The organism is Nanhaiella sioensis, from assembly GCF_046557775.1.
GTDB classification, from domain to species: domain Bacteria; phylum Bacillota; class Bacilli; order Bacillales; family SM2101; genus Nanhaiella; species Nanhaiella sioensis.
Genome location: NZ_JBKAEG010000001.1, coordinates 3,915,781 through 3,939,636 on the forward strand (window position 1 = coordinate 3,915,781; position 23,856 = coordinate 3,939,636).

Annotated in this window: 24 protein-coding genes; all 24 read left to right on the forward strand. The window is 35.5% G+C overall.

Annotated features, from left to right (window positions below):
* Window positions 1-3: 3 nt before the first annotated feature.
* The 24 genes from fliP to V1503_RS18410 all read left to right on the forward strand — a co-directional run bounded on the left by fliP (window position 4) and on the right by V1503_RS18410 (window position 23,826).
* A complete protein-coding gene (fliP, locus tag V1503_RS18295; RefSeq protein WP_214482694.1) occupies window positions 4-672 on the forward strand; it encodes a flagellar type III secretion system pore protein FliP in 669 nt (222 codons plus the stop codon).
* A 10-nt stretch (window positions 673-682) separates the two neighbouring features.
* Complete coding sequence (gene fliQ, locus V1503_RS18300) at window positions 683-952, forward strand: flagellar biosynthesis protein FliQ (RefSeq protein ID WP_214482695.1); 270 nt, start codon at window positions 683-685, stop codon at window positions 950-952.
* A 2-nt stretch (window positions 953-954) separates the two neighbouring features.
* Window positions 955-1,731, forward strand: coding sequence for a flagellar biosynthetic protein FliR (gene fliR, locus V1503_RS18305; RefSeq protein WP_214482696.1), 777 nt, complete (start codon window positions 955-957; stop codon window positions 1,729-1,731).
* 1 nt (window position 1,732) lies between these two features.
* Complete coding sequence (gene flhB, locus V1503_RS18310; protein ID WP_410628613.1) at window positions 1,733-2,815, forward strand: flagellar biosynthesis protein FlhB; 1,083 nt, start codon at window positions 1,733-1,735, stop codon at window positions 2,813-2,815.
* 107 nt (window positions 2,816-2,922) lie between these two features.
* Complete coding sequence (gene flhA, locus V1503_RS18315) at window positions 2,923-4,959, forward strand: flagellar biosynthesis protein FlhA (RefSeq protein WP_410628614.1); 2,037 nt, start codon at window positions 2,923-2,925, stop codon at window positions 4,957-4,959.
* Window positions 4,956-6,122 carry a flagellar biosynthesis GTPase FlhF gene (flhF, locus tag V1503_RS18320; protein ID WP_320258922.1) on the forward strand — a complete coding sequence of 389 codons (1,167 nt, stop codon included), beginning with the start codon at window positions 4,956-4,958 and terminating at the stop codon, window positions 6,120-6,122. Before flhA ends, flhF begins: the two co-directional genes overlap by 4 nt.
* Window positions 6,115-6,987 carry a MinD/ParA family protein gene (locus V1503_RS18325; protein ID WP_410628615.1) on the forward strand — a complete coding sequence of 291 codons (873 nt, stop codon included), beginning with the start codon at window positions 6,115-6,117 and terminating at the stop codon, window positions 6,985-6,987. Before flhF ends, V1503_RS18325 begins: the two co-directional genes overlap by 8 nt.
* An 8-nt stretch (window positions 6,988-6,995) precedes the next feature.
* Entirely contained in the window at window positions 6,996-8,093 is a 1,098-nt protein-coding gene (locus tag V1503_RS18330; protein ID WP_214482701.1) for a protein-glutamate methylesterase/protein-glutamine glutaminase, read from the forward strand.
* A gap of 286 nt (window positions 8,094-8,379) precedes the next feature.
* On the forward strand, window positions 8,380-10,434 hold the full coding sequence (locus V1503_RS18335; RefSeq protein ID WP_410628616.1) for a chemotaxis protein CheW: 2,055 nt from the start codon (window positions 8,380-8,382) through the stop codon (window positions 10,432-10,434).
* 22 nt (window positions 10,435-10,456) lie between these two features.
* Window positions 10,457-10,924 (forward strand): chemotaxis protein CheW, encoded by a 468-nt coding sequence (locus V1503_RS18340; protein WP_352223421.1) that lies wholly within the window; start codon window positions 10,457-10,459, stop codon window positions 10,922-10,924.
* A 4-nt stretch (window positions 10,925-10,928) separates the two neighbouring features.
* Window positions 10,929-11,570, forward strand: a complete 642-nt coding sequence (locus V1503_RS18345; RefSeq protein ID WP_410628617.1) for a chemotaxis protein CheC — start codon at window positions 10,929-10,931, stop codon at window positions 11,568-11,570.
* The gene (locus V1503_RS18350) at window positions 11,563-12,060 is read left to right on the forward strand and encodes a chemotaxis protein CheD (protein ID WP_320258915.1); all 498 of its coding nucleotides are present in this window, start codon (window positions 11,563-11,565) and stop codon (window positions 12,058-12,060) included. Before V1503_RS18345 ends, V1503_RS18350 begins: the two co-directional genes overlap by 8 nt.
* A 469-nt stretch (window positions 12,061-12,529) precedes the next feature.
* Entirely contained in the window at window positions 12,530-13,297 is a 768-nt protein-coding gene (locus V1503_RS18355; protein WP_320258914.1) for a FliA/WhiG family RNA polymerase sigma factor, read from the forward strand.
* 327 nt (window positions 13,298-13,624) lie between these two features.
* On the forward strand, window positions 13,625-13,930 hold the full coding sequence (locus V1503_RS18360) for a hypothetical protein (protein ID WP_214482707.1): 306 nt from the start codon (window positions 13,625-13,627) through the stop codon (window positions 13,928-13,930).
* 6 nt (window positions 13,931-13,936) lie between these two features.
* Window positions 13,937-14,536 (forward strand): DUF6115 domain-containing protein, encoded by a 600-nt coding sequence (locus V1503_RS18365; RefSeq protein ID WP_410628618.1) that lies wholly within the window; start codon window positions 13,937-13,939, stop codon window positions 14,534-14,536.
* Between the two features lie 153 nt (window positions 14,537-14,689).
* Window positions 14,690-15,388, forward strand: a complete 699-nt coding sequence (rpsB, locus tag V1503_RS18370; RefSeq protein WP_214482784.1) for a 30S ribosomal protein S2 — start codon at window positions 14,690-14,692, stop codon at window positions 15,386-15,388.
* Window positions 15,389-15,547: 159 nt separating this feature from the next.
* Window positions 15,548-16,429 (forward strand): translation elongation factor Ts, encoded by an 882-nt coding sequence (gene tsf / locus V1503_RS18375; RefSeq protein WP_410628619.1) that lies wholly within the window; start codon window positions 15,548-15,550, stop codon window positions 16,427-16,429.
* 90 nt (window positions 16,430-16,519) lie between these two features.
* Window positions 16,520-17,245 carry a UMP kinase gene (gene pyrH / locus V1503_RS18380; RefSeq protein ID WP_214482710.1) on the forward strand — a complete coding sequence of 242 codons (726 nt, stop codon included), beginning with the start codon at window positions 16,520-16,522 and terminating at the stop codon, window positions 17,243-17,245.
* Window positions 17,245-17,802, forward strand: coding sequence for a ribosome recycling factor (gene frr, locus V1503_RS18385; RefSeq protein WP_214482711.1), 558 nt, complete (start codon window positions 17,245-17,247; stop codon window positions 17,800-17,802). Before pyrH ends, frr begins: the two co-directional genes overlap by 1 nt.
* Window positions 17,803-17,907: 105 nt before the next feature.
* Entirely contained in the window at window positions 17,908-18,687 is a 780-nt protein-coding gene (uppS, locus tag V1503_RS18390; RefSeq protein WP_214482712.1) for an undecaprenyl pyrophosphate synthase, read from the forward strand.
* Window positions 18,688-18,701: 14 nt separating this feature from the next.
* On the forward strand, window positions 18,702-19,490 hold the full coding sequence (locus tag V1503_RS18395) for a phosphatidate cytidylyltransferase (RefSeq protein WP_410628620.1): 789 nt from the start codon (window positions 18,702-18,704) through the stop codon (window positions 19,488-19,490).
* Between the two features lie 81 nt (window positions 19,491-19,571).
* Entirely contained in the window at window positions 19,572-20,720 is a 1,149-nt protein-coding gene (locus V1503_RS18400) for a 1-deoxy-D-xylulose-5-phosphate reductoisomerase (RefSeq protein WP_410628621.1), read from the forward strand.
* 14 nt (window positions 20,721-20,734) lie between these two features.
* The gene (gene rseP, locus V1503_RS18405; RefSeq protein WP_214482715.1) at window positions 20,735-22,003 is read left to right on the forward strand and encodes an RIP metalloprotease RseP; all 1,269 of its coding nucleotides are present in this window, start codon (window positions 20,735-20,737) and stop codon (window positions 22,001-22,003) included.
* Between the two features lie 119 nt (window positions 22,004-22,122).
* Window positions 22,123-23,826 carry a proline--tRNA ligase gene (locus tag V1503_RS18410; RefSeq protein WP_410628622.1) on the forward strand — a complete coding sequence of 568 codons (1,704 nt, stop codon included), beginning with the start codon at window positions 22,123-22,125 and terminating at the stop codon, window positions 23,824-23,826.
* Window positions 23,827-23,856 lie beyond the last annotated feature (30 nt).

Below are 23,856 nucleotides of genomic sequence, written 5' to 3' on the forward strand. Positions count from 1 at the left end.
TGAATGAATGAGATTGCAGAGCTTTTTAATACGAGTGATCCCCAAAATGTATCAACGACAGTCAAACTATTACTATTATTGACGGTCCTTTCTTTAGCTCCAAGTATTTTAATATTAATGACGAGCTTTACTAGAGTAGTAGTTGTGTTATCGTTTGTTAGGACATCGTTAGGGACACAACAAATGCCCCCAAACCAAGTAATAGTAGGGTTGTCTCTATTTTTAACCTTTTTTATTATGGCGCCAACTTTTCAAGAGGTAAATGAACAAGCCTTGACACCTTTATTTAACGAAGAAATTAACATAGAAGAAGCTTATGAACGAGCGAGTATACCTATGAAAGAATATATGAGTAATCATACGCGACAAAAAGATTTAGCGCTATTTTTACAATATGGAGAATATGAGAGCCCATCATCAATTGAAGACATTCCGATGACAGCACTTGTCCCGGCATTTGCGATCAGTGAATTGAAAACAGCATTTCAAATTGGCTTTATGATTTTTGTACCTTTTTTAGTTATTGATATGGTAGTCGCTAGTGTTTTAATGTCCATGGGGATGATGATGCTACCACCAGTTATGATTGCCTTACCATTTAAAATACTATTGTTTGTACTAGTTGATGGCTGGAATCTTGTTATTAAATCACTATTAACAAGCTTTGGTTAGGAGACAAGTTATGGATGCTCAAACTGTTATATCACTTGCCCAATCAGGTGTTTACACTGTACTGATAGTAAGTGGTCCTCTGCTATTATTAGCTTTAGGTGTAGGCTTGGCTGTTAGTATTTTTCAGGCTACTACACAAATACAAGAACAAACATTGGCGTTTATTCCGAAGATTGTTGCTGTTTTTATAGGGTTGGTTGTATTTGGTCCTTGGATGTTATCTAGGATGATCAGTTATACATATGAAATCTTTAATAATTTGCATAAGTTTGTGGGTTAGTTATGAATGATATGATTGCTTTATTTCCAATGTTCTTATTAATATTTATTAGAATTTCAGCCTTTTTTGTAACGATACCAATTTTTTCTTATCGAAATATACCAAATACGCTAAAAATTGGATTATCCTTTTTTTTAGCGTGGATCATGGTATTTACAATAGATCCATATACCATTCCAATAGATGTATTGTTTATTGCTATGATTCTAAAAGAGGCTTTAATAGGTATACTAATAGGATTTACCGCTTATATTATATTCTCTGCTATCCAGACGGCTGGAGGTTTTATTGATTTTCAGATGGGTTTTGCGATTGCCAACGTTATTGATCCCCAAACTGGAGCTCAAAGCCCTCTCATGGGGCAGTATTTATATACATTTGCGTTACTGTTCTTACTTTCAGTAGATGCCCATCATTTATTACTTGACGGGATTTTCAATAGCTATCAATTTATACCAATCGATCAAACGTGGGTTTCTTTTGGGGACAGTAGATTCAGTGCATTTTTGATTCAAACGATGAGTTATATGTTTATTATAGCTTTTCAAATGGCCCTACCTATCGTTGGCTCACTTTTTCTAGTAGATATTGCATTAGGAATTATGGCAAGAACGATGCCTCAGCTAAATATTTTTGTCGTTGGTATTCCTATCAAAATTATCGTGAGCTTTGTGATGCTAATTGTCATAATGGCATCTTTTATTTATTTAGTAAGGGACTTATTCGAGAATGTATTGGTCACTTTGAGAACCTTGATGAGAATTTTAGGAGGCGTATAATTTGTCTTTTTTACGATTAGATCTTCAGTTTTTTGCTGGGGAAAAAACAGAAAAAGCGACTCCAAAAAAGCGTCAAGAGTCAAGAAAGAAAGGTCAAGTAGCGAAAAGTCAAGATGTTAATACAGCGATTGTGTTATTCGTCGTATTTCTCTTTTTTTGGTTTAGTGGCCCTTATATGCTGGACAAATTAGTAGATATATTTATTACTACTTTTCAAGATTATTTATTAGTAGATGTCACGGAAAGTAACGTATTTGACATCTTTCTAGTGTTAGTAAAAGATATGGCATTAATCATAGCACCTATAATGCTTGCAGCAATGGTTGGAGGAGTTGCAGCAAATTATTCACAAGTAGGTTTTTTATTCTCAACTGAACCTATTAAATTTAAGCTAGAAAAAATAGATCCAATCAAAGGTGCAAAACGAATTTTTTCAATTCGAGCGCTTGTTGAATTTTTAAAATCCATCTTAAAAATATCGTTTGTTGCAGCAGTTACTTTCTTTATACTATGGGTCAATTGGGGTCAAGTGGAAATGCTGTCACAAATAAGCATTGGTGCTGCGCTGTCTTTTCTCGCAAAGTTAGTTTTTCAAATGGGTTTAGCAGCATCCATTGTTCTTGTTTTCTTAGCAATTATCGATTACCTGTACCAAAAATATGACTTTGAGAAAAGTATTCGAATGTCAAAACAAGATATAAAAGATGAATATAAAAATGTCGAAGGTGATCCTCAAGTAAAGTCAAAAATAAAACAAAAGCAACGAGAAATGGCGATGCAGCGAATGATGCAAGAGGTTCCTAATGCGGACGTAATCATTACAAATCCAACACACTTCGCAGTCGCATTGAAGTATGACGAATCAAAAATGGATGCTCCTTTTGTTGTAGCTAGTGGAGTGGACTTTATAGCTCAAAAAATCAAGTCAATTGCAAAGAAAAACAATGTAGTAACTATAGAAAATCGGCCATTAGCAAGGGCTCTATATGATCAAACAGAGATTGGTCAAGCCATACCAGAGGAATATTTTAAAGCAGTTGCCGAAATTTTAGCTTATGTTTATAGCTTAAAAAATAAAGTATAGATGTTGTGTATAAATGAATGTTCAGTGAGATTGTTAAACAAGATTGAAGATCAGGGTAGAAACCCTTAGTAAAATTTTGAACAGCATATGTAAGGAGAGAATGTCATATGAGAGCAAGAGATTTACCTGTTATAGTCGGTGTTGTACTTATTATTATTATGTTAGTCATTCCATTACCTACGTGGTTATTGAGCGTGTTAATCATGTTAAATATTTCTCTTGCCTTATTAGTCCTCCTCGTATCGATGAATATGAAAGAGGCCCTGCAGCTTTCTGTATTTCCTTCACTATTATTAGTATTAACACTCTTTCGCCTCGGCTTAAACGTATCCACGACGCGCTCTATATTAGGTAATGCCGATGCAGGTCAAGTAGTTGAAACGTTCGGAAATTTTGTTATTGGTGGAAATGTGTTAGTTGGTTTTGTCGTTTTTGTTATTCTTATTATTATTCAATTTATAGTTATTACAAAAGGGGCTGAGCGGGTTTCAGAGGTTGCAGCTCGTTTTACATTAGATGCAATGCCCGGTAAACAAATGAGTATTGATGCTGATTTAAATGCTGGCCTTATATCTGAAAAAGATGCGATTGTACGCCGTGAAAAAATTCAACGAGAAGCTGATTTTTATGGTGCGATGGATGGAGCAAGTAAATTTGTAAAAGGGGATGCAATTGCAGGTATTGTTATTACGTTGATCAATATTATTTTTGGCATGATTATTGGAGTTCTACAAATGGATATGGATCTTGCTGAAGCCTCAAGTACATACATGCTATTGTCTGTAGGTGACGGTTTAGTCAGTCAAATTCCAGCTTTAATGATCTCAACAGCAACAGGTATTATCGTTACAAGGGCTGCATCAAAAGGAAATTTAAGTGAGGATATAACGGGTCAGTTATTTGCATTTCCTAAAATGTTATATGTGGTCGGTGCAACGATTGCATGTTTCGGTTTTTTTACAACGATGTCTTTAACATTAACATTACCAATTGCAGCATTGCTCATCACTGGTGGTTATTTGATTAGTAACTCTCAAAAAGCTTCTATTGAAGATGAAGAAGAGCTTGAAGAAGAAATAGAAACAGAGGAAATGAAAAGTCCTGACAGTGTTGTAAGCCTGCTCAATGTTGATCCGATTGAATTTGAGTTCGGTTACGGCTTAATTCCTCTAGCTGATACTAAGCAAGGTGGAGACTTATTAGAGCGCATTGTGATGATTAGAAGGCAGTTGGCGATAGAGTTAGGTCTTGTTATTCCGGTCGTAAGAATTCGTGACAATATTCAGTTACAACCGAATGAGTATAGATTTAAAATAAAAGGGAACGAAGTAGCTAAAGGGGAGCTTCTGTTAGATCACTTTTTAGCTATGAGTCCTGGTGTTGATGATCCAGCTGTTGAAGGAATTGATACGGTAGAACCTTCCTTTGGGTTGCCAGCAAAATGGATCTCTGAAGACATGAGAGAAAAAGCAGAAATGCTTGGGTATACAGTTGTAGATCCAGCTTCAGTAGTGTCTACACATATTACTGAATTAATTAAAACAAATGCGCATGAATTATTAGGCCGCCAAGAAACGAACCAGCTAGTTGAACATTTGAAGGAATCTTATCCAATACTTATTGAAGAAGTAACACCTAATCCGCTAGCAATTGGAGATATCCAGAAAGTGTTAGCCAAGTTATTAAAAGAAAATGTTTCAATCCGAAATTTACCGGTCATATTTGAAACATTAGCTGATTTTTGTAAGTTAACATCTGACACAGAATTATTAACAGAGTATGTAAGACAATCACTCGCTCGCCAAATTACGTCACAATTTATTAATAACCGAGACAGCTTAAAAGTGATTACATTATCAGGTGCTGTTGAAAAAATGATTGCAGATAGTATTCAACAAACAGAACACGGGAACTATTTATCTATCGCTCCTGATTCATCTGAAGTGATAACGAATAGTGTAATACAGAATATTGAACAGCAACAGTTCCAGGATCAAGCCCCAATATTGTTATGTTCACCTGCCGTAAGAATGTATATGAAGCAAATTATCGAAAGATTACTTCCACACGTGCCAGTGTTATCCTATAATGAACTTGATGGAAGTGTAGAAGTTCAAAGTGTTGGAGTGGTGAACATACAATGAAAATAAAAAAATATATCGCACCTTCTATGTCTGAAGCAATGAAAAAAATACGACAAGAATTAGGAAATGATGCAGTCATTCTTAGTTCTAAGGTCGCTCAGAAAAGAGGGTTACTCGGTTTCTTTTCAAAGAAACAGTTTGAAGTTATTGCTGTACAAGACCCAGAACCGTTTTCTCCCGAACAACAAGCAATGAGCATGAAAAATAGTATGCCAGTTGTAAAAGGAAGTGAAAAACCTCATGACGTCCTTCATTTGAAGGATGAGACAGCAGCAACTGAAAAATCTGACGATGTTTTAACTGAATTAAAAGATATCAAATCATTAATGGAAAATTTAAACGTTGATATACATACAAATTTTGATAAATACCCAAAACCTCTAAGGCAAATTAACGAAATGCTAATTGTTCAAGAGATATCTGATTCGTTAAGAATGAAGGTTATGGATGCACTATTGGTGAAATATTCGACGGAAAATAAAGATAACAATTTGGACTTATTGAGGTGGACGAAGCAACTAATCGTCGACAGTATAGCTTCATTTAACTATGGAGGAGTGAGCTTTACGAAGAAATTTGTCAATGTAGTAGGACCAACAGGAGTTGGAAAAACAACTACATTGGCAAAACTAGCTGCTCAATGTGTGTTAAATGATAAGAAAAGGGTTGCCTTTATTACAACTGATACGTATAGAATTGCAGCAATTGAACAATTAAAAACATATGCCAAAATTTTAGATATCCCAATTGAAGTTTGTTACAATATTGAAGATTTTCAACGTGCTAAGGAAAAATTTGTTGATTATGATGTAGTACTAGTAGATACAGCTGGCAGGAATTTTTTGAATCAACAATACGTGGAGGATCTCAAAGAAATTATAGATTTTAATGAGGATGTTGAAACGTTTCTTGTTCTATCCCTCACATCAAAATTTACTGACATGAAGCAAATTTATAAGCAATTTTCAATGATTCATATCGATCAGTTTATTTTTACTAAAGAAGATGAGACATCAACATACGGTTCTATGCTTAATCTAATCGATCATTTTCAAGTTGGTGTAGCTTATATTACGAATGGTCAAAATGTACCAGATGATATTAAAGCAGCTTCTCCTCAGTTAATCGGCCAAATTATACTTGGAGAAGATGCCAATGGTTAAGGATCAAGCAGCAAGCTTACGTGAACAAATGGAACTTCAAGGAACCAACACCTCAGCTAAAACGATCGCTGTTATAAGTGGTAAGGGAGGTGTTGGTAAATCTAATATTTCATTAAATTTTGCTTTGACGTTAGCTAGGCAGAAAAAAAAGGTACTTATTTTTGATATGGATATTGGTATGGGGAATATCGATATTTTAATGGGCGTATCTTCAAAACATACAATCTTGGATGTCTTTAACAATGAGATTTCCATCGATCAGATTATTACTAAAGGACCTGAAAACCTATCATATATTGCAGGGGGCTCTGGTTTTAATCATGTTTTTAAGCTGGATTCTACTAAAGTCCAATTGATTATTCAACATATGCAAAGGTTAATAGATAAATATGATTATGTCATATTTGATATGGGTGCTGGCATGACTGAAGAAAATCTATTGCTGTTAAAAGCAGTAAACGAAGTATTTGTCGTTACTACACCAGAACCTACTTCGATTATGGATGCATATGCAGCGATAAAGTATATCATTTTAAAAGATCCTGCAAAGCCGCTATTTTTAATAGTTAATAAAACTCAGTCACAACTAGAAGGAAATCATACAACTCACAGAATTTCAACTGTCATGAAACAGTTCTTAAATAAAGAAATAAAGGTTTTAGGTCAAATACCTGAAGACAAACATATTGTTAAGGCAGTCAGCCGACAAACTCCATTTTTGTTATATGCACCAAAATCTAGTGCAAGTAAAAATATTCAAGTTATAGCTAATACATATTTGTTAAATTCAAATGATATGAGACAACAAAAACCAACAACTCATTCATTTATGTCAAGATTACGAAAATATTTAATTGAAAGGTAGGTACCACCGTGAAACAAGTAAAAGTTCTTATCGTAGATGACTCAGCATTCATGAGAAAGTTGATTTCACAATTTTTAAAAGAAGATCATCAGATTGAAGTTGTAGGAACTGCTAGAAACGGTGAGGATGCACTGACCAAAATTAAACAACTTAATCCTGACGTAATAACCATGGACGTGGAAATGCCTACAATGGATGGGATAGAAGCTCTGAAAAAAATTATGACTCACAATCCCATACCCGTCATCATGTTATCTAGTACCACAAAGGAAGGAACTGAAAATACAATAGTTGCGATGCAATATGGTGCTATTGACTTTATCGCGAAACCTTCTGGTGGTATTTCTTTAGACCTTCATAAAGTAAAGGACGAAATAGTCTCTAAAGTTTTGCTAGCTAGTAAAGTAAATATGAATAATTTTCAAATTCCTACCGGAAAAGCAAAATCTATTACTTCATCATTAGCAAAATATAGTAAAATAGAACTAAGATCTATGTCCCAGTTATCTCATAACAGTTCAAAACAAGCGAATAAAAAAATATTATGCATAGGTACGTCTACTGGAGGACCGAGAGCATTACAAAAAGTGTTGCAAGGATTTCCTAAATCAATTAATGTACCGATAATTATCGTGCAGCATATGCCAGCAGGGTTTACGAAATCACTAGCATCACGTCTCAATTCTCTATGTGATATATGTGTAAAGGAAGGCGAGAATGGAGAAATTATTCAAAATGGCACCGCCTATATTGCTCCAGGTGGCTCTCATTTAAAAGTGAAGAAGGTAGGTACATCGTTAGTTTTACAAATAGATCAGTCATCAATTAAGAATGGCCATCGACCATCTGTAGATGTGATGCTAGAATCAGTCAGTGAAATATCTGGATATATGAAAATCGCAATCATTATGACAGGGATGGGCTCAGATGGTACTGAAGGTTTAAAAACATTAAAATCTAAAGGCAATGCGAAAGCAATTGCAGAATCTCAAGACACATCAATTGTTTTTGGTATGCCTAAGTCTGCAATAGCTGCAAATGTTATTGACGATGTTGCAGACCTTGGTGATATTACACCAACAGCCTTAAAATATATTTATCAGTAAAATATATTTATAAGTAAAATATATTTATCAGTAAATTCTATAACGTGTTAAATGTACATTTTCGATGAGCTAATAAAAAACAAGCTCAAACGAAGAAAGTAGAGGTTTAAACCCTTCAAGTACGTGTTCACAAGGAGAACAAAAAGAGGAGAGGAAAGCAATTTGAGTGCTTCTCATATAGTTGTCACGTTTTTGTCACTATGAGATAAGCCTACCCTTGCCAAGTCATTTTTCTCGGACTTTTTGAACATCCTTTTCTAAAATCCGAATAAGGGGTGTGTATGTTATGGATATGAATCAGTATTTAGATGTATTTATTGATGAAAGTAAAGAACATTTACAAACAGTAAATGAACAATTATTAGAATTAGAAAAAAATCCAAACAATTTAATGATAATTAATGAGATTTTTCGTTCTGCTCATACACTAAAAGGGATGTCAGCGACAATGGGTTTTGAAGATTTAGCTAGCTTAACACATCAAATGGAGAACGTCCTTGATGGAATGAGAAATGAAAAAATTATCTTTACACCTGACGTGTTAGATGTTGTTTTTGCAGCGGTCGATGACCTTGAAACGATGGTGATCTCTATAGCTGAAGGCGGAGATGGTAAACATGATGTTACAGCGGTGGTGAAACAATTAAAACAAATTGAAGAGGGGCATCCTTTAACGCAATCGCTAGCTGAAGCAGCTGTAACGGTACAAAATGCTGAAGTGAATGACAATCAGACTCTCGTGGATTATGACGAATTTGAGTATACGGTGATCCAGCAGTCAAAGGAACAGGGTTTTGAAAGCTTTGAGATAAACATCACACTTCGAGAAGATTGTCTACTGAAAGCAGCTCGTGTATTTATGATATTCGAAGTTTTGGAGCAAATTGGAGAAATCATCAAATCTATTCCTAGCGTAGAGCTATTAGAAGATGAAAAGTTTGACAATGAATTTACTATAGCCTTCGTATCCAAGGAACCGAAGGAAACCATACATAAACGTATAATGAAAGTATCCGAAATAGCAAATATTGAAATTAAAGCTCTTAATTTAGCAAGCATGAGACACGCGGAAGTAGAAAAAGAGCTAACTCCAATAAATCATGAAAAAGAGATTACTATAGACGAATCAATGGAAAGTCAACTACATAATGATGACAAGGTAGTAGCTAATAAAAAGAGAGCAACAGCATCAAACAAAACGATTCGTGTCAATATTGAACGTCTAGATATACTTATGAATTTGTTTGAGGAACTTGTCATTGATAGAGGTCGACTTGAGCAAATTTCACAAGATTTAAATAACAGTGAACTTCATGAAACTGTAGAACGCATGTCAAGAATATCTGGCGATTTACAAAACATCATCTTAAACATGAGGATGGTTCCTGTAGAGACAGTATTTAACCGCTTTCCTAGGATGGTTAGGCAATTAGCGCGAGATTTAGGAAAATCTATTAACTTAGAGATCATAGGTGCTGAAACAGAACTAGATAGAACTGTCATTGATGAAATTGGTGACCCCCTCGTTCATCTTATTCGCAATGCTATAGATCATGGGATTGAATTACCTGCTGAACGAACTCAACAAGACAAGAACGAAGAAGGTACAGTGAAATTAAAGGCATACCATAGTGGTAACCATGTATTTATTGAAATTGAAGATGATGGTGCGGGAATCAGTCGTGACAAAGTATTAAATAAAGCTATTAAAAATGGCATCATTACTAAGCAAAATGCTGCTACCTTAACAGATAAACAAGTATATGAACTTATCTTTTCATCTGGTTTTTCTACAGCAGAAAAAATTTCTGATGTTTCAGGACGAGGAGTAGGGCTAGATGTAGTAAAGAATACAATTGAGTCTCTCGGTGGATCTGTTTCAATTGATTCAATTGAAGGAGAAGGGTCTATATTTTCGATCCAATTACCTTTAACCTTATCTATCATTTCTGTCATGTTAGTAGAAATTCAACAAGAGAAATATGCTATACCTCTTTCTTCAATCATTGAAACTGCAATTGCTAAAAAAGATGATATTTTGAATGCTCATAACCAAAAGGTCATTGATTTTCGTGGGAAAGTAGTCCCGTTGTTATTTTTGAATGATATCTTTCAAGTACCAACAGCCTCAACTGAGGAGGATGAGTATTTTTCAATCGTCATTGTTAGGAAAGGCGAAAAACTAGCTGGCTTAGTAGTTGATTCTTTTATTGGACAGCAAGAGGTTGTGTTGAAATCTTTAGGCAATTATTTAACAAACGTATTTGCTATATCAGGTGCAACCATCTTAGGAGATGGTCAGGTTGCTCTAATTGTTGATTGTAATGCACTTATAAAATAGATGACAAAGGGAGGTTATGATCGTGATAGGAGGAACAGCTACAGAACAAAAAGTCATCGTTTTTCAGTTGGAAGATGAGGAATATGGAATTCCAGTGGACCAAGTACGTTCAATAGAAAAGGTTCAACACATAACCCGGGTTCCTGGAACGAGTGAAGATGTGAAAGGTGTAATTAACCTGAGAGGTGTTGTAACGCCAATAATAGATTTACGCAATAGATTTGGGCTAATGACAACTGACTATTCTGATAGCACGAGAATTATTATCGTTGCAATTGAAGATGTTGAAGTAGGTCTAATTGTAGATTCTGCTAATGATGTCATTGATATTCCTGACGATTCTATTGAACCACCACCTGAAGTAGTTGGTGTCATAAAAGCAGAATATTTAAAAGGAATATCAAAGGTTGGTAATAGATTACTAATTTTACTTGACCTTTCTGAAGTGCTCAATATTAATCTGATCGATTCGGAAAAACTGGAAAGGTGAATATATGACTTTCATTGAAAGGTTTAATCATACACACCTTGATATCTTGAAGGAAATTGGAAACATTGGTGCTGGTCATTCTGCTACAGCCCTTTCTAAGATATTAAATAAGAAAATCGAGATGAATATACCTGAGGTAAGAATTGTTTCTTTTGATGAAATGATGGACTTAGCTGGGGGAGCAGATAATGTTGTTGTCAGTGTCTTTTTACAGATTGAAGGTGACGCACCCGGTAGTATGTTTCTCCTTTTGCCACTTGAACAAGCATCATTGTTAGTTCGACAATGGACGGGCTTGAGCAATTTTGCGTTCGAAGGCCCTCCATATGATCAACTAGCTATGTCTGCTTTGGAAGAATTAGGTAATATTTTATCAAGTTCTTACCTCTCTTCTTTATCTGATTTTACGAAGTTGAATATGTATCCTTCTGTGCCGCAAATTAGCGTTGATCTCGTTGGAGCAATTATAAGTATGGGCTTAATCCAATTATCTCAAGTAAGTGACTATGCGACTGTCATAGACACAAGTGTCATAGAGTCAGATCAATCGATTCTTGAAGGTGTGAAGGGACATATATTTTTACTTCCTGATCCAAATTCTTTTACGAAGCTTTTTCAGGCTCTGGGGGTAACGGGGCATGAATGAAGCGATATCTGTTGTAAAAGTAGGTATTGCAGATATGGATATTGTTAGAGGCCCGAATATCATACGCACATCTGGATTAGGCTCTTGTGTTGGGGTAGTTATATACGACAGGTTCAAAGATATTGCTGGCTTAGCACATGTGATGCTACCTGATTCTTCCTTGGCTAAGGCAGGATCACTTAATAAAGCTAAATATGCTGATACGGCAATTGAAGTACTCATTAACCAACTCGTTCTGCATGGTGCGTCTAAAAATCATTTGCTTGCAAAAATAGCTGGTGGTGCACAAATGTTCCAGTTTACTAAAGGCAATGACCTTATGAGGATTGGAAACCGCAATGTTGAAGCTGTGAAGCAATATTTATACATGGCAAAGATTAATATTGAATCAGAAGATGTAGGTGGAAATAGTGGCAGGACAATAGAATTTAGTCCTCTAAATCGTCTATTAACAATAAGAACAGTTAATCAAGGTATTATTGTAATATAAATGCAATTTTTGTGATCAAACAGTCATGTTATAACGATTTGTCATACCTTTATAACTGTAAAAACAAAAGAATCACAAAATATATGTATCAAAGCTTCTCTTTAATAATATACCAACAAAATTGTTTAAATCGAGCTAAAGAAATGGACTTGAGCACGAATGAGTCTATACATTTTGTTCGTTCGGTACAGGGGTTTTAGTTCCCTCCTCGCTCGATAGCGTTTCTAATTAGCTCTTTTCCATACTTTGTTGCTATATTTCTTAAGCTAGAAGAAAAATGTCGTTTTACACAATAGTCAATGTTTTACCGAAGAATAGATGCCACGAAAAATAGTAGACTATGTTTTTATTTTTGTTACAAAAACAACAATCTATGCGAAACCAACCTTTAAATAAATGGAGTTGACTCTCCATCTGGTTCATCGATGTTCAAGTATACTTGAACGAGTTCATTACAAGGAGGGTAATAATGGCGCTCAAGCTAGAAAGTGAGGATCAGCTACTTTGGGAAAAGTGGGTACATACTCGTGATGAGAATGCTGGGAATGCACTTGTAAAAAAATATATGCCACTCGTTATGTATCATGTTCAACGGATATCCGTAGGGTTACCCAAGACAGTAAATCTAGATGATGTGAAAAGTTATGGTCTATTTGGGCTTTTTGATGCATTAGAAAAATTTGACACTTCGCGAGATTTAAAATTCGATACGTATGCATCATTTCGAATTAAAGGTGCTATACTTGACGGTCTTAGAAAAGAAGATTGGATGTCACGAAGTGCAAGAGAAAAGGCTAAAAAGCTAGAAGCAACCACTCAACGACTTGAACAACAGTTATTAAGAAACGTTACAGCTGATGAAATTGCAAATGAATTGAATATTAACGTAGCTGAAGTGTATTCTACGATCCAGGAAGGCTTTTTTGCTAATGTATTATCCATGGATGAGCATAACAAAGAATCGGAAGAAAAAGATCCAATTGCGTATACGATCGTTGATAAAAAATCCATCATTCCTGAAGAACAATTATTAAAAAATGAGTTAGTTAGTCAACTAGTAGATGTTCTTAAGGAGTTAAATGAAAAAGAACAACTTGTTATTAGTTTGTTCTATAAAGAAGAACTAACATTAACCGAAATTGGAGAAGTGATGGGTTTATCAACTTCAAGAATTTCACAAATCCATTCAAAAGCACTGTTTAAGCTAAAAGATATTTTAACAAAAATATTTCCGTAAAGCTCTTTAAGTAAACTTTGTTGTTTTTTACTTACAATTGAGTAATTGTTGTGTATTATACGATTTTTATATAAGATACCCAGACATCTAATTGTGTAAGTGTTCATTTCTTAATATTAAAAGCAGGTTTTTTGCTGCTGTTGTTTTACACCTAAAACCTATGGGTATTTATGCCATCTATTAAAGAACAGAGGTTACGAATTCTATTTGCGCGTGTCAATTTATTGGTAAGAACAACTATTTGAATGTATAAACTGTCTTCATGGACATTCGAACCAATGATAAATCACAACAAATTATAATCCTTGGAGAAGGAAGTGGTAAAAAATGAGTTTAAAATTAGTTGAACTACAAGTTGCACTTCCTAGAACACAAGACATCGGAAAAATCCAAGAACAGCTTGAGCAGCGAGGGCAACATATGCAAGACCAACTTGCTATTGGCATTCAAGAAGAAGAAAAGCGTAAAAGAAAGCAAGTAAATAGCAAGAGTAAAAATGAGAAGGCTGAACTTACAAATGACCATAATGACAAAGAATTTCAGCAGTCAACGACAAAAAAGAATCAGGAAGAAGAAATTACGGAAGACGAGCATCACCCATATAAAGGAAACATCATTGATTATAAAGGATAGGTTACGATGAATCCATTGTTAGCAATATTATATTTTTTATTATTAGCTGTCGCATTTTGGCTAATTATTATCCTCTATTTAAGAATATCGAGATTACACGAAGTCGAAAAGAAACAAGAAAGAATGATTAAGGACCTGGAAAGTGTTATAGCAAGCTTTGTCGTCGAGATGAAAGAACAAAATGATCAATTTCTAAATCGAGTCCAAGCAGTTAAGAAAGAACAATCTTCATCGCCACATGGATCTTCGACTACCGAAGTCCAGCAACCTCTTGACAAACAGACTAATACGAAGATAAGTAACGATAAACTAGAACAGAAATATTCATCCAGCTATGATATTGATACGTTATCAGATGAGGATGTAAAAGATTTACTTCCAGACTATCGTAATAATGACTATGAAAATGTAAAGCAACTCAACAGAAACGATATTAAACCTTATAATAAAGAGCATGTAATGAGTGGCGACAAGAACCAAACTTTTAAGGACAAAGTATTGGGTTTAAGAAGCCAAGGATATGGCATTGAAGACATTGCCAAACAATTAAATAAGGGTAAAACTGAAATAGAACTTCTTCTTAAATTTAACAAAACTAATATTTAAACTTGATTGTATGCTATGAATATGTTATATTTTTTTTTGGTGTTAATACACACGGTTGCTGATTTAAACAATGGTGCTGTTATTATGAAGTGATAACAGATTTGTTTAAAAATGAAGCAAGCGGAGGCAAAAACCATTTTAGGAGGAAAACACATGTCAGTCATTTCAATGAAACAACTACTAGAAGCTGGTGTTCATTTCGGTCATCAAACACGCCGTTGGAACCCAAAAATGAAGCGTTACATCTTTACTGAGCGTAACGGAATTTATATTATCGATCTTCAAAAAACAGTTAAAAAGGTTGAAGAAGCGTACAACTTTGTTAAGGAAGTCGCTGGTAACGGTGGTAAAATCCTTTTCGTTGGAACGAAAAAACAAGCTCAAGATTCAGTTAAAGACGAAGCTGAACGTTCAGGTATGTACTATGTAAACCAACGTTGGTTAGGTGGAACGTTGACTAACTTCTCAACAATTCAAAAGCGTGTTAATCGTTTAAAGGATATCGAAAGAATGGAAGAAGACGGTACTTTCGATGTATTACCTAAAAAAGAAGTTGTACAACTTAAAAAAGAACAAGAACGCTTAGAGAAATTCCTAGGCGGTATTAAAGAAATGAAGGGTCTTCCGGATGCTATTTTCGTTATCGACCCACGTAAAGAGCGTATCGCAGTTGCAGAAGCTCATAAATTAAACATTCCTCTTGTAGGAATCGTTGATACAAACTGTGATCCAGACGAAATTGATTACGTAATCCCAGCAAACGATGATGCAATTCGTGCTGTTAAATTGTTAACATCTAAAATGGCTGATGCGATTTTAGAAGCAAAACAAGGTGAAGAAACTTCAGCTTAAGTGAAATTTTTACAAAAGGTGATAAGAGGGATTTGCCTTCTATCACCTTTTTTTGAGAAAATACACAAGTTATCTACATCTTTGAGTTAATACTATAAGCGAGTAGAACATCTTATTAATAATTATACTATGATACATATATAAGGAGGAATTTTCATAATGGCTATTACTGCACAAATGGTAAAAGAACTTCGTCAAAAAACTGGCGCAGGAATGATGGATTGTAAAAAAGCGTTAACAGAAACTGATGGTGATATGGAAAAAGCAATTGACTTTTTACGTGAAAAAGGTATTGCTAAAGCTGCGAAGAAGGCAGATCGCATTGCTGCAGAAGGTTCTGCATATATTGAAGTATCAGGAAATGAAGCTGTGATACTAGAAGTAAATTCAGAGACTGATTTTGTTGCGAAGAATGAAGGGTTTCAAACATTAATCAAAGAATTAGCTCAACACTTATTGACTAACAAGCCAAGCACAATTGAAGAAGCTCATGAACAAAAAATGGACAATGGAACGACTGTTCAAGAATACATCAATGCTGCAATTGCAAAAATTGGTGAAAAACTGACTTTACGTCGTTTTGAAATTGTTACAAAAACTGATAATGATGCTTTTGGTGCATACCTTCATATGGGAGGCAGAATTGGAGTTTTGACTTTATTAGAAGGAACTAATGATGAAGCGACTGCTAAAGATGTTTCTATGCATATTGCTGCGATCAAACCGAAATATGTTTCACGTGATCAAGTTTCTCAAGATGAAGTTGAACGTGAGCGTGAAGTACTGACTCAACAAGCATTAAACGAAGGAAAGCCTGAAAAAATCGTTGCAAAAATGGTTGAAGGCCGCTTAAGCAAATACTTTGAAGATATTTGTTTAGTAGATCAATCATTCGTTAAAAACCCTGATTTAAAAGTAAAACAGTTTGTTGAAGCTAAAGGAGCTACTGTAAAAAGTTTTGTACGCTTTGAAGTTGGAGAAGGAATTGAGAAGCGTCAAGAAAACTTCGCTGAAGAAGTTATGAGCCAAGTGAAAAAGTAAGTACCAAATCTTAGCTAAAATAGTGGGAACACAAGTGTGTTCCCTTTTTTTAAAGTCATTTAGCTTAAAGAACTTCTAGTGGAGGTTAGTATGAATAATCCAAAGTATAAACGAGTTGTATTAAAACTAAGCGGAGAAGCATTAGCAGGTGAACAGGGATTTGGTATTAACCCAGCTGTGATCTCCTCAGTAACTGATCAAGTAAAGGAAATTGCCGAACTAGGTGTTGAAGTTGCTGTTGTAGTAGGTGGAGGAAATATATGGCGAGGAAAAATAGGTAGTGAAATGGGAATGGACCGGGCTACAGCCGATTATATGGGTATGTTAGCTACTGTCATGAATTCATTAGCGCTTCAAGATAGTCTTGAAAATTCCGGTGTACAAACTCGTGTACAAACCTCTATAGAAATGAGACAAGTTGCTGAGCCATATATTCGTCGTAGAGCAATACGCCACCTTGAAAAAAAACGTGTAGTCATATTTGCTGCTGGAACGGGTAATCCATATTTTTCAACAGACACAACTGCAGCACTTCGAGCAGCGGAAATTGAAGCAGATGTTATACTTATGGCAAAAAATAATGTTGATGGTGTATATAGTGCAGACCCAACAATTGATCAAACTGCAAAAAAATATGATACACTGTCATATTTGGATGTACTAAAAGAGGGATTAGGTGTCATGGACTCAACAGCATCTTCTCTTTGTATGGATAATGACATACCACTTATCGTTTTCTCTATTATGGAGCAAGGAAATATTAAACGAGCGGTATTAGGTGATAATATCGGAACATTAGTAAGGGGGAAAAAATAATGTCAAAAGAAGTTATTAATAGTGTGAAATCTAAAATGGAAAAAGCTATTCAAGCATTTTCAAGAGAGTTAGCGACAGTAAGAGCTGGTCGTGCAAACCCTTCATTATTAGATAAAGTGACAGTAGATTATTATGGTGCACCAACTCCGGTAAATCAACTAGCATCAGTTACTGTACCTGAAGCACGTATGTTAACTATTCAACCTTATGATAAATCATCTTTAGGTGATATCGAAAAAGCAATCTTAAAGGCTGACCTCGGATTAACACCATCTAATGATGGTTCAATTATTCGAATTACGATACCAGCATTAACTGAAGAGCGCCGTAGAGAATTAACAAAAGTAGTAAGAAAATACGGTGAAGATGCGAAAGTGGCAGTGCGTAATGTACGTCGTGATGGAAATGACGAATTAAAAAAGCTTGAAAAAAATAGTGAAATCACTGAGGATGAGCTTCGCGGACTAACCGAGGATATTCAAAAAATAACGGATGATCATATTAAAAAAATTGATCAGGTTGCAAAAGAAAAAGAAGCAGAAATTATGGAAGTATAAGCATAATCATTGTACAATATGTAAAGTACCCTCTATTTTAAACAGGGGGTTTTTTTGTTAAACTAGAGACAATATAGATTGTTAAGGGTGACGGAGGAAACCTGTATGCTACATAAATTAAACTTTTGGAAGAATCGTAAACCAAATTCTTCAGAGCAAGTATATACAATAGATACGATAAAAAAGAATCCAATACCTGAGCATATTGCAATTATTATGGATGGCAATGGAAGGTGGGCACAAAAAAGAGCATTACCACGCATTGCAGGACACCATGAAGGAACGAAGGTTGTCCGAAAGATAACGAAGCTAGCAAATTCTCTAGGTGTAAAAGTACTAACGTTATATGCATTTTCAACAGAAAATTGGAAGCGACCAAAAAGTGAAGTTGATTACTTAATGAAGCTACCAGAAGAATTTCTCCAAACTTTCTTACCTGAATTAATTAAGGAAAATGTACAAGTTCGAGTAATGGGGATGAAAGATAGCTTACCAGAACACACTTTCCGTGCTGTGCAAAATGCTATTAACAAAACAAGCGATAATGATGGAATGATTTTAAATTTTGCATTAAATTATGGCAGCCGCAATGAAATAGTTCAAGCGGTAAATTCGATTATAGCGGACCAAAAATCAGGTGTATTAACAGAAGAAGAGGTCACAGAGGATATATTTTCAAATTATTTAATGACACAAGAATTATCAGATCCTGACCTATTAATTAGAACGAGCGGTGTTGTTCGTCTAAGTAACTTCATGCTTTGGCAGCTATCGTATGCAGAGTTTTGGTTTACTGAAACGTTATGGCCGGATTTCTCAGAGGAACATTTTCTAGAGGCGATTGACGAGTTTCAAAAAAGAGCTCGACGCTTTGGCGGCGTGTAAAGGATGATATTAATATGAAGCAAAGAATTATAACAGCTACTATTGCGCTAGCAGTTTTTTTGCCTATCGTCATTTATGGTGGCCTTCCATTTATTGCGGTGATGTATTTAATAGCTACGATAGGGCTATATGAACTTTTACGTATGAAACACATCTCAATTTTGTCATTTCCAGGGGTAATTAGCATACTTATGTTATGGATAATACTCGTACCAGATCACCCCATGTTACTAGACAGAATTCCATTTATGAAAGTTGAGTTTTTGTTATTCGCAGTTTTACTTTTTTTATCGTATACTGTGTTGACAAATAACAAGTTTTCTTTTGACGATGTTGGATTTATCATAGTTGCTACATTATATGTTGGAATTGGATTTTATTATTTTATTGAAACGAGACAAGTTGGTTTAACTTATATATTCTTTGCCTTTGCAGTTATTTTCTCAACAGATTCTGGTGCTTATTTTGTAGGTCGCAAATTTGGTAAGCATAAGCTGTGGCCTGAAATTAGTCCAAATAAAACAATTGAAGGATCAATAGGTGGTATTGCTTGTGCAATTATTGCTGCGATTTTGTTTAAACTGTTTGCCCCTATCGATGATTTTACAATGATTAGCATTTTAGGCATTGCTATCGTTTTATCTATTTTTGGACAAATAGGTGATTTAGTTGAATCAGCGTTTAAACGTCATTATGCGGTAAAGGATTCTGGACGTATCTTACCAGGGCATGGGGGAATATTAGACCGTTTTGATAGCTTGATTTTCGTTTTACCGATATTATATTTTTTAATCAAGTTGTAGCGCACTAGTGTATAGCAAGGATAGGATTTAACAGAAAAAAAGACGGTTGTTAATTTTGAATGGATATGGGGAGTGTATCGTTTGAAGCACATTAGTTTATTAGGGGCTACTGGCTCTATAGGGAAGCAGACGCTTGATATCATTAAGCTGCACCAAGACCAATTTAGCCTTGTAGCAATTTCTGTTGGACAGAATATACCAGAAGCGAGGAAAATCATTCATGAATTTTCACCTAAGCTCGTATCTGTTAAATATAAAGAAGATGCTGATCGATTAAAGAGTGAATTTACTAAAGATATATCATTTGTTTATGGTGATGATGGATTAGTTCATGCCGCGACTCATGACCAAGCATCCATAGTCGTCAATGCGGTGGTTGGAAGTGTAGGTCTTACACCAACGATTGAAGCGATTAAAGCCAAAAAAACAATTGCTCTTGCCAACAAAGAAACACTTGTAACAGCAGGACATATAGTTATGGAAATGGCAAGAAATAACGGAGTTTCAATTCTACCAGTTGACAGTGAGCATTCTGCTATTTATCAATGTTTACAGGGAGAACAAGAAAAAACGATTGAAAAGCTCATTTTAACAGCTTCTGGTGGCAGCTTTCGTGAGAAAAAGAGAAATGAACTGCAGCATGTTACTGTTGAGCAAGCACTAAATCACCCTAACTGGTCTATGGGAGCAAAAATAACGATAGACTCTGCTACGATGATGAATAAAGGTCTTGAAGTTATCGAAGCGCACTGGCTTTTTCAAATTCCTTATACACATATTGATGTCGTCCTCCATAAAGAGAGCATTATACACTCAATGGTCCAATTTCATGACAGTAGCATTATTGCCCAGTTAGGAAATCCTGATATGCGTGTTCCGATTCAATATGCGCTATCATACCCTGATAGGCTAGTGTTTAACAATACAAAGAGATTGGATCTTGTGGAGATTGGAGCTCTGCATTTTGGGAAGGCAGATGTTAATCGATACCAGTGTTTACGCTTTGCCTACGAGGCGGGAGTAGAAGGGGGAACGATGCCAACAGTACTAAATGCTGCAAATGAAGAAGCTGTTGCTGCTTTTCTTAGAAAGGAAATTACCTTCCTTCAAATTGAGGAACTTATTGAAAGATCACTTGAGCAACACCGTACAATTAAAAACCCTAATTTAGAGTGTATACGCACAGTAGATACGGACACTCGTAAGTACATAAAAACACTAATAAATTAAAGGTGGTTGGATATGTGGAGACGCTAAATACGGTAATTGCTTTTGTAATTATTTTTGGAGCGTTAGTTTTTGTTCATGAATTAGGTCATCTAGTTTTTGCAAAACGAGCTGGAATTTTATGTAGAGAATTTGCGATTGGATTTGGACCTAAAGTGTTTACTTTCAAAAAGAAAGAAACACTATATACGATTAGGCTTCTTCCTATCGGTGGTTTTGTAAGGATGGCTGGTGAAGACCCTGAAATGATTGAAATTAAACCAGGCCACAGCATCGGTCTGCTGTTTGATCAACATGGAAAAGTAACGAACATCGTTCTAAACAATAAGGACAAATACCCTGATGCAAAAATCGTTGAAGTAGAGTTTGCTGATTTAGAGCACGAACTGTATATAACAGGCTATGAAGAAGATAATGATGAAAAACTTGTACGTTTTGAAGTGAGTGAAACGGCACATTTTATTCAGGATGATCAACACATCCAAATTGCCCCATACTCAAGACAATTTAGTTCGAAGACGTTGTGGCAACGAACACTAGCTATTTTTGCAGGCCCGCTTATGAATTTCGTCTTAGCTGCCGTTCTTTTTATGGTTATTGCTTTCATTCAAGGCTATCCGTCTGATGATCCACAACTAGGGGAGGTCATTGAAGGCGGTGCAGCAGTTGAAGCTGGCTTACAGGAAGGTGATATTGTATTAGCAATTAATAACAAACAATTATCTTCTTGGGATGAAGTCGTTCAAATGATTCAAAATAACCCTGAAAAGCAGCTATTATTTACAATTGAACGTGATGGACAATCAGAAACAATTACTGTAACTCCGAAGTTAAATGAAGTTCAAGGGATGAAAATTGGACAAATTGGTGTATACCCTTCGGTGAATCAATCGATATTCGGTTCAATTGCATTCGGAGCTGAAGAAACTTTTGTTTGGACAAAAGAGATCATCATTTTACTTGGGAAATTAATAACTGGTCAATTTTCATTTGATATGCTATCAGGTCCAGTTGGCATTTACAAAACAACAGAGGAAGTAGCTCAATCTGGTGTGCTATATTTAATGAGATGGGCAGCTTTATTGAGTATTAACTTAGGTATTATGAATTTACTACCACTACCGGCATTAGATGGAGGCCGATTAATGTTTTTTGCCATTGAGGCTGTTAGAGGAAAACCGATTGATCGTCAAAAGGAAGGTATGGTCCACTTTATTGGTTTTGCTTTATTAATGCTATTAATGTTAGTAGTTACGTGGAACGATATCCAAAGGTTCTTCCTATAAGGTGTTGCTGTATTTTCTCTTCTAGTTATTCTAATTTAGTAGAGAAATCAAAAAGAAGAGCTTTCCAATAATTTTTAAGCTATAAAAAGTCCGTTAAGAAATAAGAGGTGTAATTTGAAATGAAGCAAAGTCAAACATTTATTCCTACATTGCGGGAAGTGCCTGCTGATGCTGAAGTAAAAAGCCATCAGCTCTTGCTAAGAGCAGGATTTATCCGTTCAAATGCCAGTGGTGTTTATAGTTTTCTGCCATTGGGCAAGCGAGTGTTACACAAAATTGAGACAATTGTTCGTGAAGAACTCGACCGCATAGGCGCAGTGGAGTTATTAATGCCAGCACTTCAACAAGCAGAGCTGTGGCAAGAGTCTGGACGCTGGTACTCATATGGTCCTGAACTAGTAAGACTAAAAGATCGTCACAACCGAGATTTTGCTTTAGGGCCAACTCATGAAGAAGTAATTACGAACCTATTAAGAGATGAAGTAAAGAGTTATAAGAGACTCCCACTTACTCTATATCAAATTCAAACTAAATTCCGTGATGAAAAAAGGCCGCGCTTTGGTTTGTTGCGTGGTAGAGAGTTTATTATGAAAGATGCATACTCCTTTCATTCTTCGCAAGAGTCATTAGATGAAGTGTATAACAAGATGTATGAAGCATATGGAAACATCTTCAGAAGGTGTGGCTTGGATTACAGGGCTGTTATTGCTGATTCTGGTGCAATGGGTGGTAAAGATACGCATGAGTTTATGGTGTTATCAGATGTAGGAGAGGATACTATTGCATACTCTGATAGCTCTGATTATGCTGCAAATATTGAGATGGCACCTGTAGTTTCTACATACGTTAAGAGTGATGAAGCTGCCGCAGACCTAGAAAAGGTAGAAACAATCGATAAAAAGTCGATACAAGAGGTTGCTCATCATTTACAAGTTGATGATCATAATTGTATTAAATCACTATTATTCAAAGCTGATGAGAAGTTTGTACTAGTGTTAGTTCGTGGTGATCATGAAGTAAATGATATTAAAGTGAAAAACCTGTACAGTGCATCAAACGTTGAATTAGCAACTGCTGAAGAAACTAAACAAATGATGAATTGTACTGTTGGGTCGTTAGGTCCTATTCAAGTACAAGGTGATATAGAAATTATTGCAGACCATGCCGTAAAAGCGATAGTAAATGGAGTTTGTGGCGCGAATGTTGAGAACTATCATTATACAGGGGTAAATCCTGATCGTGATTTTTCCGTATCAGCATACGAAGATTTACGCTTTATTCAAGAAGGAGACCCTTCCCCAGATGGTAATGGCACAATTGTGTTTGCTAAAGGAATTGAAGTAGGACATATATTTAAATTAGGCACGAGATATAGTGAAGCGATGGATGGTATGTATTTAGATGAAAATGGTAGAAATCAACCGATGATTATGGGTTGTTACGGTATCGGGGTATCAAGAATCCTTGCATCTGTCGCTGAGCAATTTCATGATGATAATGGTTTGGTTTGGCCAGCTGCTCTCTCACCTTATGATGTTCATCTTATTCCAGTAAACATAAAAAATGATGAACAACGACAATTAGCTGAAGAATTATATGAGACTCTCCAAGAAACTGGTATTAACGTCCTATTTGACAATCGCCAAGAACGTCCAGGAGTGAAGTTTTCAGATTCAGATTTAATAGGCCTGCCTGTTCGTATAACAATCGGTAAAAAAGCTGCTGAGGAAATTGTTGAAGTGAAGTTTAGGAATTCTGGAGAAACAGTTGAGGTTCATAAGACTGACCTAATAAATACAATTCAAAAAAACATAGCAAAATAATATATAGAAAACTCGGCTTGTGCCGAGTTT

Excerpts from the sequence above, each read along its gene's own strand:
- fliP (WP_214482694.1), top strand. The coding sequence starts at position 4 with ATGAATGAGATTGCAGAGCTTTTTAATACGAGTGATCCCCAAAATGTA.
- fliQ (WP_214482695.1), top strand. The coding sequence starts at position 683 with ATGGATGCTCAAACTGTTATATCACTTGCCCAATCAGGTGTTTACACT.
- fliR (WP_214482696.1), top strand. The coding sequence starts at position 955 with ATGAATGATATGATTGCTTTATTTCCAATGTTCTTATTAATATTTATT.
- flhA (WP_410628614.1), top strand. The coding sequence starts at position 2,923 with ATGAGAGCAAGAGATTTACCTGTTATAGTCGGTGTTGTACTTATTATT.
- flhF (WP_320258922.1), top strand. The coding sequence starts at position 4,956 with ATGAAAATAAAAAAATATATCGCACCTTCTATGTCTGAAGCAATGAAA.
- V1503_RS18325 (WP_410628615.1), top strand. The coding sequence starts at position 6,115 with ATGGTTAAGGATCAAGCAGCAAGCTTACGTGAACAAATGGAACTTCAA.
- V1503_RS18335 (WP_410628616.1), top strand. The coding sequence starts at position 8,380 with ATGGATATGAATCAGTATTTAGATGTATTTATTGATGAAAGTAAAGAA.
- V1503_RS18345 (WP_410628617.1), top strand. The coding sequence starts at position 10,929 with ATGACTTTCATTGAAAGGTTTAATCATACACACCTTGATATCTTGAAG.
- V1503_RS18350 (WP_320258915.1), top strand. The coding sequence starts at position 11,563 with ATGAATGAAGCGATATCTGTTGTAAAAGTAGGTATTGCAGATATGGAT.
- V1503_RS18355 (WP_320258914.1), top strand. The coding sequence starts at position 12,530 with ATGGCGCTCAAGCTAGAAAGTGAGGATCAGCTACTTTGGGAAAAGTGG.
- V1503_RS18360 (WP_214482707.1), top strand. The coding sequence starts at position 13,625 with ATGAGTTTAAAATTAGTTGAACTACAAGTTGCACTTCCTAGAACACAA.
- V1503_RS18365 (WP_410628618.1), top strand. The coding sequence starts at position 13,937 with ATGAATCCATTGTTAGCAATATTATATTTTTTATTATTAGCTGTCGCA.
- rpsB (WP_214482784.1), top strand. The coding sequence starts at position 14,690 with ATGTCAGTCATTTCAATGAAACAACTACTAGAAGCTGGTGTTCATTTC.
- tsf (WP_410628619.1), top strand. The coding sequence starts at position 15,548 with ATGGCTATTACTGCACAAATGGTAAAAGAACTTCGTCAAAAAACTGGC.
- pyrH (WP_214482710.1), top strand. The coding sequence starts at position 16,520 with ATGAATAATCCAAAGTATAAACGAGTTGTATTAAAACTAAGCGGAGAA.
- frr (WP_214482711.1), top strand. The coding sequence starts at position 17,245 with ATGTCAAAAGAAGTTATTAATAGTGTGAAATCTAAAATGGAAAAAGCT.
- uppS (WP_214482712.1), top strand. The coding sequence starts at position 17,908 with ATGCTACATAAATTAAACTTTTGGAAGAATCGTAAACCAAATTCTTCA.
- V1503_RS18395 (WP_410628620.1), top strand. The coding sequence starts at position 18,702 with ATGAAGCAAAGAATTATAACAGCTACTATTGCGCTAGCAGTTTTTTTG.
- V1503_RS18410 (WP_410628622.1), top strand. The coding sequence starts at position 22,123 with ATGAAGCAAAGTCAAACATTTATTCCTACATTGCGGGAAGTGCCTGCT.